Genomic DNA, 12,216 nt, shown 5'->3' on the forward strand with positions numbered 1-12,216 from the left:
ACATCGTATGGAGTATAGAATTGAAAAAGATACTATGGGTAAGGTGCAAGTGCCTGCTCACGTTTATTGGGGAGCTCAAACGCAGCGTTCGATTGAGAATTTCCCGATAGCTCAGGATATTAATAAAATGCCGAAAGAGATCATTCGAGCATTTGCTTACCTAAAGAAAGCAGCGGCTATTACGAACTTTGAGGCGGGTGTCTTAGATGAGGCGAAAAAAGATCTAATCGGTCAAGTTTGTGACGAAATTCTAGGTGGACAATGGGCAGACCAGTTTCCTTTAGTGGTTTGGCAAACAGGCTCAGGTACGCAATCTAATATGAATTGTAATGAGGTGATTGCTTACCGCGCTCACGTTTTACAAGGAGGAAATTTGCTTGATGAGCAGAAATTTGTACACCCCAATGACGATGTGAATAAGTCTCAATCGTCGAATGATACGTTCCCTACGGCGATGCATATCGCTGCATATCAATCTTTAGTGGAGGTAACGATTCCTGGCATTACGAAGTTGAGAGATACCTTAGCTGCCAAAGCAAAAGCCTTCAAAAACGTGGTTAAAATCGGTCGTACGCACTTCATGGATGCGACTCCTTTGACCCTAGGCCAAGAATTTTCTGGTTATGTGTCGCAATTAGATCATGGTTTACGCGCGATTAACAACAGCCTTGCACACCTTTCAGAGCTAGCTTTAGGAGGTACTGCGGTAGGAACGGGTATTAATACGCCTAAAGGCTATTCAGAGAACGTAGCAAAGCATATCGCTACATTGACAGGATTACCTTTTGTAACGGCTGAGAACAAGTTTGAGGCCTTAGCCGCACATGATGCGATTGTAGAGGCTCACGGTGCTTTAAAGACGGTTGCAGTAAGTTTAATGAAGATTGGTAACGATGTTCGTATGCTTTCATCTGGTCCTCGTTCGGGTATTGGTGAGATTTATATCCCTGATAATGAGCCTGGTTCTTCTATTATGCCTGGTAAGGTGAATCCAACGCAATGCGAAGCGATGACGATGGTTGCGGCGCAGGTGATGGGTAATGACGTAGCCATCGGAATTGGTGGCTCAAATGGCCATTTCGAGCTGAACGTTTTCAAACCAGTGATGATCTATAACTTCTTACATTCAGCTCGTTTAATCGGAGATGTGTGTGTTGCATTTAATGATAAATGTGCGGTAGGTATAGAACCACTTCATGATAACATTAAGAAGCATGTGAATAACTCCTTGATGTTAGTAACTGCTTTAAATACGAAGATCGGATACTATAAAGCAGCGGAGATTGCGCAGACAGCTCATAAAAATGGCTCTACGCTTAAGGAAACAGCGATTTCTTTAGGTTATTTAACTGCCGAAGAGTTCGATGCTTGGGTAAAGCCTGAGAATATGGTAGGCGAGATCAATCTATAAGGAGAGAAAAAATACGCGATTCTCGTCGCGAATGCATAAAAAAGGCCTGTACGCTATGTATAGGCCTTTTTTTATTGATTTTATGGATGTCTAGGCCATTTCTCTTAATTCGAGACTATAAAACTCGTTAGGGAAGGGGAAACTGGCTGCGATTTCTTCGGCCACTTCTAAGCTAGGCAAAATCAGTGTAACGATCTGAGAAATTTCTCCTCCATCAATTTGTTGGATCAGTCGGCTGTCTAATTTTCCACTCTGATTTAGCGCCTGTAATTCACCTGAAAATTTCTGAAAAAGCATGTCCGCATAAGTCGATTTTAAGCCCTTTAACCAGGTGCGAATTTGGTCTAATTCTGCCTCCGATGCTAAGCTAGATTCGCTGGAAATTCCGGCTACTGGACCTCGAATGATGAACACAAATCGCTTCATTTTAAATTGTATTATTCTACTATTTTAGAATTCAGACTGAAATTTATCGAAAGGGTTTTCTTTCGGAATTTTAGGTACAGGATTCGATTTTTCTTTAGGTGTGGCCTTTGCTTTCGGTAGGAAAGGGGAGAGCCATTCGTCTAATTGACGCAGCGCATCCTTCTCTAATTGATAGTAAATAAAGACTCCATTTCTGCGTGTACTCACTAAGCCAGCATCCTTTAAAACAGATAAATGCCTGGAGATAGTAGGGGCAGCGTACTCAAATTGATCAAATATAGCCGTAGCAGGAAGTTCTCCTTCCTTCAATAGTTCGATGATTTTCCTTCTGGACTCATCCCCTAAAGCTTTTGCTATGTTCTCTACAGCCATGCTATTATTTGATATTTAGCTAAGTTAATATATTGATATTAAATCTCCAAATCAGTTTATTGATGGCCTATTTAGCAGTCGTACTAATTAATTAGCGGAATGGGTAATCAATAATTAGCAAAAATGTTAAATATGTAGTTTGTACATAGCAATATTGCTAATTATTAGATTAGAGAGAGGAGATAATAGAGTGGAGATTAGAGAGTATAGAGTAGAGATAGACACACTCCTTCGGACTTGTTTCCTCCGGACTGTCTTCTGACCACTGCCGACTGTCGACTGACAACTGGTTACTGCCTACTGCGTAACATAAACCCTCTTCACACGTTCACTGATATTTGTCATCAGTTCGTATGGGATAGTTTCGGCTTGTTTTGCTAATTCGTATAATAGTATTTTTCCGCCAAAGGCAATAGCGGTATCTTCGACAGAAATGTCTGGAAATTCACTAATATCAACCATGCACATGTCCATACAAATCGACCCTACGGTGGGGCATAAATGACCTTTGATTTCGAAGTTTCCTTTGCCCATTCCCAGGGCTCTAGAATAGCCGTCAGCATAGCCAATGGCGAGGGTAGCAATGCGTCCAGTACCGGCTAATTTACCACGTCTTCCGTAGCCAATTGTCTCATAGGGAGCGATGTTTTTGATCTGTGAGATAGACGTTTTTAAGGTTAATACGTTCTCGATTTTGTTTTTTACGTTCGGATTACCGGTAATTCCATATAAACTGATGCCCAAACGGACCATATCTAGTCGCGCTGATGGGAAATTGGAGATGGCTGCCGAGTTAGCGATGTGTTTTATGGTTTGATAGCCTAAGCTACTTTCAATTTTAGCGGCAGCAAGTTTGAATTTAGTGATTTGATCTTCTGTAAATGCTGTGTGTTGTGGACTGTCTGCAGCTGCCAAATGGCTTAATATGCTGGCTACCCATAAGTGAGGCATTTGAGCTAAATTTTCGCTTAATTCTTCTATTTCAGAACTGTCAAAACCTAGTCTTTTCATTCCAGTATCAAGCTTGATATGGATTTTGATATTTTTACCTTGTTGAGTGCCGTATTCGTCAATGGCTTTTAGTAGTTCGAAGCTATAAATTTCGGGCTCTAATCCATGCTCTGTTAGTATATCTAAATCATCTATTTGAGGATTCATGACCATGATAGGTAGATATATTCCTTGTTTACGGAGGTAAACTCCCTCGTCTGTATAGGCTACTGTTAAATAGTCAACACCACTATTTTGTAATAAGGTGGCAATTTCGATGGCGCCAGTGCCATAGGCAAAGGCTTTGACCATTACCATTAATTTTGTTTCTGGGCCTATATCTTGTTTAAAATACCTTAGATTGTGTTGTATGGCGTCTAAATTGACCTCTAGCTGTGTTCTATGGGACTTGTTTTCAAGCCTGTTGGCTAATTTTTCAAAATTATATTTTCTAGCTCCTTTCAGCAGGATTTGGCTATGGCTAATGGTGTTTAATTGTCCTGAAGCAATCAAATCTTCTGTATTGTGATAAACGTCAATTTCTTTGAAATAACTTTTATTTCGGATTATTTGATCGCCTATACCAATAACTCGATCTATTTTATGATGATGAATTAAGGTGGCGATGGTTGTGTATAGTTCTTCTTCGGGTATGCCTGTTTCTAGAAAATCACTCAGAATTAATACACTTTTCTTCGTACTATTTTTTTTCAAAAGTGGCAATGCTAGTCGCAGACCGTCTAAATCATTGTTGTATGAGTCATCGATTAAGGTATTTCCACGTAAACCTTCTTTCATCTCTAACCGCATAGATATGGGCTTCAATGCGTGTGATTTTATACTTAATTCTTCCTTGCTGAGTCCTAGAATCGATGCCAAGATGAGGCAATGTGTGCTGTTTTCAAGTGAAGCTTCGTCGTTAAAATCGATTAGACTGTCGATAAATGTTTCACTTTGTGCTGCCTTTATTACTTTGATTTGGGCTGTTTTACCTTTTGTTTGCCAAAAAGTGAACAAGCCTTTGTCTGGGCTAATGGTATTCCATCCGATGAGTTCGCAAGAGGGGTTGGTTTCTTGCATGATTCGTTTGATGGGATCATCTTGGAGATTAGTGATTCGATAGACGAGTTTTTTAGTCTTTTTAAAGAGTTGTAACTTTTCTCTTAGTTTCTCCTCATCTGAACTGAAATTAGAGCCGTGTGCCTCACCAAAATGAGTAAAAATGCCATAGTCAGGTTGGAGCATGGTTTCTATTTTGCTCATTTCGCCTTTTAGGGAAATACCTGCTTCAAAAATACCTAAGTTATGTTTCTCTTGAATCGCCCAGAGTGATAATGGAACCCCAATTTGGGAATTATAACTCTTAGGGCTTTTAACCACCTTGTATCTGGAACCGCAAAGGGTGGCAAGCCATTCTTTACAAATAGTTTTACCGTTCGAACCTGTTATGGCAATGACAGGGAAATTGAATTGCTCCCGGTGTTGTTTTGCTATAGTCTGCAGCGTTTTAATGCTGTTTTCAACTACATATATATTTGTTTGTTCCCATTTGGCCGCTTTTTCAATTATTGAACCATGCCAGGCCGATTCTTCAACAATAAATTCCCGAACTCCTTTAGCATACAAAGATTCCACATATTGGTGCCCATCGTGATTAAGACCGTTTACTGCAAAGAAGGCAGTTTTAGCGGGTTCATAAATTTGGCGGCTATCAAGACTTAAGTAGCTTGCGCGTAGGTGGGCAGGGTTTTTATGCTGAATCATGATTAATCCGTGTCAAAATACTAAAATACAAAAAGGCAAGGAAACATTCCTTGCCTTTTACATTTTTAATGAAAATTAGGTTTTAAGCTTCTAAAGCAGCCACACCTGGTAAAGTTTTACCTTCCATATATTCTAGTAATGCTCCACCGCCTGTAGAAACGTAACTCACGCGATCTCCATAACCTGCGTTATTGACCGCAGAAGCTGAATCGCCCCCTCCGATAAGAGAGAACGCTCCGTTTTCTTCCGTAGCTTTAACCACAGCATCCGCAATTGCGTTCGTTCCGATAGCGAAGTTTGAGAACTCAAATACGCCCATTGGACCGTTCCAAAGAATTGTTTTGGATTTCGCAATCGTTTCTTGGAATAAAGCGATCGACTTAGGACCAATGTCTAAACCTTCCCAGCCGTCTGGAATACATCCGCGCTCTACCGTTTGACGGTTTGCGTTGTTATTGAAATCATCTGCACAAACGTTGTCCAAAGGCATAATTAAGTTCACGCCTTTTGCCTTCGCTTTTTCTATTAATTGCTTTGCTAATTCCACTTTATCTGGCTCACAGATGGATTTACCAATTTTTCCGCCTAAAGCAAGGGAGAAGGTATAAGTCATTCCACCACCGATGATCAAGTTATCAACTTTGTCTAAAAGACGTTCGATGATCAAGATTTTATCAGAGATTTTCGATCCTCCCATGATTGCTGTAAACGGACGCTCTGAATATTCAAGAATTTTTTGTGCGTTATCTAATTCCGCTTGCATCACATATCCACTCACTTTATCAGTGAAGAATTGTCCGATCACAGCAGTAGAAGCGTGCGCACGGTGAGCAGTTCCGAAAGCGTCATTTACCCAAACATTACCCAAACGAGCCAGTTTTTTGGCAAAATCAACATCCCCTTTTTCTTCTTCCTTGTAGAAACGAAGGTTTTCTAATAACAAGATTTCGCCTGGTTGTAAACCGTTCGCTAATTCAACCGCTTCATCTGAAATGCAATCTGTTGCAAATTTTACTTTCACGCCAAAAACCAATGACAAAGGCGTCACTAAGTGTTTTAACGAATATTTTTCGGTAGGACCATCCTTCGGACGACCTAGGTGAGACATCAATACAACCGATCCACCGTCTTTCAAAATCTTTTGAATCGTAGGAATCGTCGCCTTAATTCGGGTATCATCTGTAATTTCGAAACGCTCATTCAATGGAACGTTGAAATCAACACGTACTAGCGCTTTTTTACCAGCAAAATTGAAATTAGCAACAGTTTGCATATTTTTGTTTTGATTTATGAATAAAAGGATATTCCCCTAAAAAGGTAGACAAAGATAAACAATAATGGCGAATGATCGAAAAATTGAGATAGAATTGTCTGAAACCTATTATTGGGATCATTTTAGCTATATTCTGCGCTACATTGACCGCCATTATTTACCCCTTTTGCAGGAAATAGAAATAGCATTTTTAAAAGATTTTTCTGAACTCACATTTGCAGCACAATGCCTGTATTTGCGTCTGGCGTCACGTCGTTCAGCTTGTTTTAGAATTGAGAAGTTGAATTATCCAGAAATAGGGGATTTAGCAACTCCGCTGCGAGTTTTACGCACATCCGGTTTTTTATTAGAGGTTTCGGAAGGAGTGGAGGGGATATTTACGAAGCAAGAATGTGTTTCTTTGGCCAAAAAACAAGGCATCAAAATCCCTAGCTCAGCCTCTAAAGAAGAGGCTGCGTCACTCGTTTCATCTTCTGACTTAATCGCTGCATTTTCTTCTGGCGTGGTTGCTCCAGCGAGAGTGGAGGAGTTTGCGTTCATTCAGTTCTTATTTTTTGGGACTCGATCTCGGGATTTAACAGACTTCGTGGTGCGTGATTTAGGGCATCGAGCCTTTGTGGAGGTGCAAGAGGAGGACTTGAAGCCCTATTTTCAAACCAGGGAAGAGGCAGAACAGAAATGGGCCATTTCAATGTGGAGGGAATGGTTTTACACGACTGACTTAAATGCAGATGAGGTGCTGGCTTCCTGGCGAGTGCATATGTTGCCATTGGCTTCTTCCTTGTTAGAGCCTTCGATTCGCGCATTTGAAAAGACCTGTTATGCTTTAGGGCGTTTGTTGGAGCGTGAAAAGGCTTATATAGAAGCTTTGGAAGTATATGAGGTCTCCTTAACGGGTGCATCTTTGGAGCGGCGTGTGCGTGTTTTACAGAAAATGGGGGAGTTAGACGAAGCGATTTCTTGGGCCAGGGTGGGATTAGAGCTGTGTGTTTCGCCCACGGAGATTCATTTTTTTGAAGATTTTCTGGCCAAACAAGCCTCCAAGAAATCCATCAAACAAGTGACTGCCTCGCTGAAGCAGGCTGAATTAATTGAAATATCTCCGGAATACATCGGTCAAGTGGAAGCCGGTGTGGTGGCCTATTTTGAGGCAGAAGGCTATTATGCGGCTTTTACCGAGAACCAGATTTGGCGTAATTTCCTCGGTCTTTTTGCCTGGGATTTGATTTTTGCAGATCGTAAAGAAGGCTTTCACCATCCCTTTCAATGGGCACCGAGTCACTATGGAAAAGAAAGTTTTGCAGGTGAATTGCCTTTGCATTTGTTGCAAGATCGTTACGCGCTTCTTGAGATTTTGCGCTCTCGTGCTGAGGCAAATCAAGGTGCGATGAATCCTTTAGTGGATTGGTATTCCCTTGATTTCGATCTGATGGAACGGTTTTTACAAGTGATGCCACCGGATGGGTTAGCCGCAATAGCTCAATACCTATGGGAACATTTAGGCACGCATGTGAAGGGTTTCCCTGATTTATTTATCCAAAAAGGCGATGAATTTGCCTTCGTCGAAGTGAAGTCTCCTAATGATCATTTATCGGCTATTCAGCATTTCTGGCACGATTTTATGAGAAAAAATGGGGTGAATGTGAGGTTGGTGAGGTTGAAATATAAAGATTAGAGATAGGAGAGTATAGAGTAGAGATGGTGAATGTTAAGTGGTGAATGGTGGAATCGCCGAGGGCAAATTTCAAAGAGCAAAGTTCAAATTTCAAATGTGGAATCGCCTGTGGCGATGGTATGGTGGTTTAGATTAGAGAGAGGAGAGATGGTGAATGGTAAGTGGTGAATGGTGGAATCGCCGAGGCAAATTTCAAAGAGCAAAGTTAAAAAATCAAATGTGTAATCGCCTGCGGCGATGAGTATAGTGGTGCGGCCTCCGGCCTATTTTTCTTCGTCCTAATTTCCTCCGGACTCATTCCCTCCGGACTTGCCACTGCCCACTGCCCACTGCCTACTGTCCACTGTCCACTGCCGACTGTCCACTGCCGACTGTCCACTGCCCACAGAAATAAAATCTGTTAAAAACTTGACTTCCCCTAAAAAATACAATACGTTTATAACGAATCTAAAACGTTCTTTTTTCTGTCAGCTTTGCTAAGATTCCCAAAGCGTGTTTCACCATTAAATTTTAAGCTTATGAAAGTGCAAGTTCACGCGATCCACTTTACTGCGGACCGCAAATTGGTAGAAAGCATTCAAGAAAAGTTAAACAAGTTAGATACCTTTTATGACCGAATAACCGGAGGTGAGGTGTTCCTGAAAGTGGCGACAAGTCTAGGAAAGGTAAAGGAGAAAATGTTAGAGATTAAGATCACGGTCCCCGGGGCGGTGTTATTTGTCAAAGAAACAGCGAAATCATTTGAAGAGGCATTAGACTTAGCGTTGAATGCCATCGCAGAACAGATTAAGCGATTTAAATCGAAAAACAATTCCGTAAAGGCGCTTCGAGCAGAAGATTTGGAGAGCGAGGAATTTTAGAAAAAAAATGAAACAAAAGAGGCGACCGAAGGTCGCCTCTTTTCATATCAAGGTAATTCAGATTAGATTCCGAATGCAGACTTCACCGCATCTACGTAGTCTAATTTTTCCCAAGTGAATAACTCCACTTCTTTGCTTACTATTTGACCGTTAGGACCAGTGAATTGTTTCTTCACGATCTCGTTCTTACGTCCCATGTGGCCATAGGCTGCTGTTTCAGAATAGATAGGGTTACGTAATTTCAAACGTTGCTCGATGAAGTATGGACGCATATCGAAGATCGCCTCTACTTTACGTGCGATTTCGCCGTCTGTCATATCAACTTTGGCAGTACCATACGTATCGATGAATAAACCGCAAGGTTTAGCTACACCAATCGCGTAAGAAACTTGCACTAATACTTGGTCACATAAACCAGCAGCAACTAAGTTTTTCGCGATGTGACGCGTTGCATAGGCAGCAGAACGGTCTACTTTGGACGGATCCTTACCAGAGAATGCACCACCACCGTGAGCACCTTTTCCACCATACGTATCTACGATGATCTTGCGGCCTGTTAAACCTGTATCTCCGTGTGGACCACCGATCACGAATTTACCTGTAGGATTAATGTGGTACGTGATCGCATCGTTGAATAATGCTTGCAATTCAGGCTTCAATTTAGCCTTAACGCGAGGGATAACAATCTCAATGATGTCCTTGTTGATTTTAGCTAACATCTCTGCTTCTGAGGCGAAATCATCGTGCTGTGTCGAAACAACGATCGTATCGATGCGTTGAGGTACGTGATTGTCGCTGTATTCGATCGTTACCTGAGATTTTGCATCAGGACGAAGGTATCCGATTAAGGATGGCTCGTTATTGCGGATAGCTGAAAGTTCTTGTAAGATTTTGTGAGCTAAGTCTAAGGCCAAAGGCATGTAATTGTCAGTCTCCTTTGTAGCGAAACCGAACATCATTCCTTGGTCACCTGCACCTTGCTCTTCTGGGTTTTTGCGATCAACACCTTGGTTGATATCAGCTGATTGCTCGTGAATCGCAGATAAAATACCGCAAGAGTTTGCCTCAAACATATATTCTGACTTCGTATAACCAATCTTGCGAATGACTTCACGAGTGATGGCTTGCACGTCTAAATACGTTGTTGTGTTCACCTCTCCAGCTAACACGACTTGACCTGTGGTTACAAGTGTTTCACAAGCTACTTTAGAAGTGGGGTCAAAGGCCATAAAATGGTCAATTAACGCATCAGAGATTTGATCAGCTACTTTATCTGGGTGTCCTTCAGAAACCGATTCAGAGGTGAATAGATAAGCCATGGGCGAATATTATGTTTAAATAAAGTGCAAATTTAGTCAAATACTAGGAGCAACAAAAGTGTCACACTTATTTAATTTTTGACCGGTAAATAGTTTTCAGCGCGGCTCTTACAAAGGGCAAAGTAGGAACAGACCACATCAATCGAAGGTCTTCCTTCCAGGAGGTTTCTTCCTGTAAAAATTTCAACAAGAGCGCTGGTTTGTTGTTGTAAAAAAGGCTTTCAAAGACTTTGGAGCCAGCAATTTTTTGATCGATCAGTACTTGTAATAAGACCTCATCCAGCCAAATTTTCCAAGGATTAACAGGAATAACCAGTGTGGCAGATGGACCTTTTTCAAGTGCGGCAACGAGGTCTTTGCAGAATTTTTGGGTGCGGTAAAAACTATAGCCGGTTGTGGATTTTACGAAGCCACCACTTGTTCCTATTTTTAGGTGTTTTTGGTATAAATTCTCCGGTTTATTCGGATTGTTTCGCATAGGAATCACACCACTTTCTTCTTCCTTTAACAAATAATCATCCTCTGTTAGCCCATAGTAGGCAAATAAGTAGGATTTGATTTTATCGCGGTAATAGTCGGGTTCACGTAAAGCTGTAGAGAAAAAAGTATATTCAAATAAGGCCCTACGTGGACTAGTGGGTAATACGTACATGAATACACATTCAGTCCCAAATGCAACTCTGAAGTCGAATAAATGAGCTGCGTCTGTTTCGAAGTTATTGAAGTTACATTCGACTACCCAGCCCAAGAAGTGTTGCTTGAGGTGTTTGGGATTGTCATTTTCGCAAGGGAAAGGGCTGAAACTATCGATGATTTTTTCAGAAGCATAAAAAGTCCCTTCTGAGGTAGTAACACAAGATCCTAGCCCTTGGTAATTAATCGATTGAATTTCGGCTGCTAAAAAATGAATGTTAGGGTGTTTACCGAGTTCCGCTTCTATGTATGAAAACCACGCATTACCGTTAATCTTTTGATAAGTATACGGCTGAATAGAAATCTTCAATGAGGAAGGTCTGGCACTATGAAAATAAAGGGAATCCCAGGATTTTTCGGCTAGTAAATCGAATTCGCCTGAATTGGAGTTCCAATAACAAAAGGTTTGTTCGTTTCGAACGCCTCGATCGATGATCAGAACGCGCTTGTCGCCTAGACTGCTTTGGGCTAAATAATACGCAAAAGATAAACCGGCCATACCCCCTCCCGCCAGGATAAAATCGTATTCTCGATAGGCTGGAGCGGGTAATTGCATAAACTAGATGTGCTTTTCTGCGTGGTAACTCGAACGTACTAAGGCTCCAGATTCCACATAGGCTAGCCCGCGTTTCAATCCTTCCTCCTTGTACATCGCGAAAGTGTCAGGGTGAATCCACTCGATTACTTCGTGGTGCATTTTAGTAGGCTGTAAATATTGTCCTAAAGTCAACACATCCAATCCGTTTTCTACTAAATCATCCATCGCTTTCAATACTTCGTCTTGGGTTTCGCCTAGTCCCAGCATGATGCCTGATTTATTGCGTTTGCCAAACTCTTTCGTCCGCTTGATTTGCTCTAAGCTTCGTGCATATTTCGCTTGTGGACGAACGTAACGATACAGACGTTCCACTGTTTCCATATTGTGTGAAACGACTTCTTGTCCACCTTCGATCATTCGGATTAAAGCATCCCAATTCGCTTTCACATCTGGAATCAAGGTTTCGATGGTCGTCAAAGGGGTGGTTTCTTTCACCGCGCGAACGGTTTGGTACCAAATTTCAGCTCCTTTATCTTTCAATTCGTCGCGGTTCACAGAGGTGATTACCGCATGCTTTACTTTCATTAATTGGATGGCATCGGCCACGCGGCGTGGTTCGTCTTCATCGTATTCGTTTGGACGGCCGGTGGCTACGGCGCAGAAGGTGCAAGAACGGGTGCAGACATTACCTAAAATCATGAATGTGGCCGTTCCTTCGCCCCAGCATTCCCCCATATTAGGGCAATTACCGGATTGGCAAATCGTGTGCAATTTGTACTCGTCTACAATTTTGCGAACATTCGTATATTTTTCCCCTATGGGCAATTTAACGCGCAGCCAGTCTGGTTTGCGGGTATTAGCGGCAGGACTTACTTGAGGTAATTCAATCATTTTT

At 41.7% G+C, this 12,216-nt stretch carries 10 protein-coding genes; 3 read left to right on the forward strand and 7 right to left on the reverse strand.

Features of this window, described 5'->3' with window-relative positions:
- Window positions 1-7: 7 nt before the first annotated feature.
- Window positions 8-1,411 (forward strand): class II fumarate hydratase, encoded by a 1,404-nt coding sequence (gene fumC / locus ACRZ9O_RS00095; protein WP_459455160.1) that lies wholly within the window; start codon window positions 8-10, stop codon window positions 1,409-1,411.
- A gap of 90 nt (window positions 1,412-1,501) precedes the next feature.
- Here fumC and ACRZ9O_RS00100 read toward each other — a convergent pair whose 3' ends face one another.
- From ACRZ9O_RS00100 to ACRZ9O_RS00115, 4 genes are all read right to left on the reverse strand, one after another.
- On the reverse strand, window positions 1,502-1,837 hold the full coding sequence (locus ACRZ9O_RS00100; RefSeq protein WP_459455162.1) for a hypothetical protein: 336 nt from the start codon (window positions 1,835-1,837) through the stop codon (window positions 1,502-1,504).
- A gap of 24 nt (window positions 1,838-1,861) precedes the next feature.
- A complete protein-coding gene (locus ACRZ9O_RS00105; RefSeq protein ID WP_459455164.1) occupies window positions 1,862-2,209 on the reverse strand; it encodes an ArsR/SmtB family transcription factor in 348 nt (115 codons plus the stop codon).
- Between the two features lie 297 nt (window positions 2,210-2,506).
- Window positions 2,507-4,963, reverse strand: coding sequence for a bifunctional UDP-N-acetylmuramoyl-tripeptide:D-alanyl-D-alanine ligase/alanine racemase (locus ACRZ9O_RS00110; RefSeq protein ID WP_459455166.1), 2,457 nt, complete (start codon window positions 4,961-4,963; stop codon window positions 2,507-2,509).
- Window positions 4,964-5,045: 82 nt separating this feature from the next.
- Window positions 5,046-6,236, reverse strand: a complete 1,191-nt coding sequence (locus ACRZ9O_RS00115; RefSeq protein ID WP_459455168.1) for a phosphoglycerate kinase — start codon at window positions 6,234-6,236, stop codon at window positions 5,046-5,048.
- A gap of 64 nt (window positions 6,237-6,300) precedes the next feature.
- Between ACRZ9O_RS00115 and ACRZ9O_RS00120 the strand changes: the two genes are divergently transcribed.
- Together ACRZ9O_RS00120 and ACRZ9O_RS00125 are read left to right on the forward strand one after the other, a co-directional pair.
- Window positions 6,301-7,911, forward strand: coding sequence for a VRR-NUC domain-containing protein (locus ACRZ9O_RS00120; protein WP_459455170.1), 1,611 nt, complete (start codon window positions 6,301-6,303; stop codon window positions 7,909-7,911).
- Between the two features lie 518 nt (window positions 7,912-8,429).
- The gene (locus ACRZ9O_RS00125; RefSeq protein ID WP_223130952.1) at window positions 8,430-8,771 is read left to right on the forward strand and encodes an HPF/RaiA family ribosome-associated protein; all 342 of its coding nucleotides are present in this window, start codon (window positions 8,430-8,432) and stop codon (window positions 8,769-8,771) included.
- Between the two features lie 62 nt (window positions 8,772-8,833).
- Here the strand turns inward: ACRZ9O_RS00125 and metK are convergent, their stop codons facing one another.
- From metK to lipA, 3 genes are all read right to left on the reverse strand, one after another.
- The gene (gene metK / locus ACRZ9O_RS00130; RefSeq protein WP_459455172.1) at window positions 8,834-10,090 is read right to left on the reverse strand and encodes a methionine adenosyltransferase; all 1,257 of its coding nucleotides are present in this window, start codon (window positions 10,088-10,090) and stop codon (window positions 8,834-8,836) included.
- 67 nt (window positions 10,091-10,157) lie between these two features.
- Complete coding sequence (locus ACRZ9O_RS00135) at window positions 10,158-11,339, reverse strand: lycopene cyclase family protein (RefSeq protein WP_459455174.1); 1,182 nt, start codon at window positions 11,337-11,339, stop codon at window positions 10,158-10,160.
- Between the two features lie 3 nt (window positions 11,340-11,342).
- The gene (gene lipA, locus ACRZ9O_RS00140) at window positions 11,343-12,212 is read right to left on the reverse strand and encodes a lipoyl synthase (protein WP_459455175.1); all 870 of its coding nucleotides are present in this window, start codon (window positions 12,210-12,212) and stop codon (window positions 11,343-11,345) included.
- Between the last annotated feature and the right edge of the window lie 4 nt (window positions 12,213-12,216).

The sequence above is a fragment of the Aquirufa sp. HETE-40SA genome, assembly GCF_054558635.1.

Coding starts and splice junctions, on each gene's coding strand:
- fumC (WP_459455160.1), top strand. CDS start 8: ATGGAGTATAGAATTGAAAAAGATACTATGGGTAAGGTGCAAGTGCCT.
- ACRZ9O_RS00100 (WP_459455162.1), bottom strand. CDS start 1,837: ATGAAGCGATTTGTGTTCATCATTCGAGGTCCAGTAGCCGGAATTTCC.
- ACRZ9O_RS00105 (WP_459455164.1), bottom strand. CDS start 2,209: ATGGCTGTAGAGAACATAGCAAAAGCTTTAGGGGATGAGTCCAGAAGG.
- ACRZ9O_RS00110 (WP_459455166.1), bottom strand. CDS start 4,963: ATGATTCAGCATAAAAACCCTGCCCACCTACGCGCAAGCTACTTAAGT.
- ACRZ9O_RS00115 (WP_459455168.1), bottom strand. CDS start 6,236: ATGCAAACTGTTGCTAATTTCAATTTTGCTGGTAAAAAAGCGCTAGTA.
- ACRZ9O_RS00120 (WP_459455170.1), top strand. CDS start 6,301: ATGGCGAATGATCGAAAAATTGAGATAGAATTGTCTGAAACCTATTAT.
- ACRZ9O_RS00125 (WP_223130952.1), top strand. CDS start 8,430: ATGAAAGTGCAAGTTCACGCGATCCACTTTACTGCGGACCGCAAATTG.
- metK (WP_459455172.1), bottom strand. CDS start 10,090: ATGGCTTATCTATTCACCTCTGAATCGGTTTCTGAAGGACACCCAGAT.
- ACRZ9O_RS00135 (WP_459455174.1), bottom strand. CDS start 11,339: ATGCAATTACCCGCTCCAGCCTATCGAGAATACGATTTTATCCTGGCG.
- lipA (WP_459455175.1), bottom strand. CDS start 12,212: ATGATTGAATTACCTCAAGTAAGTCCTGCCGCTAATACCCGCAAACCA.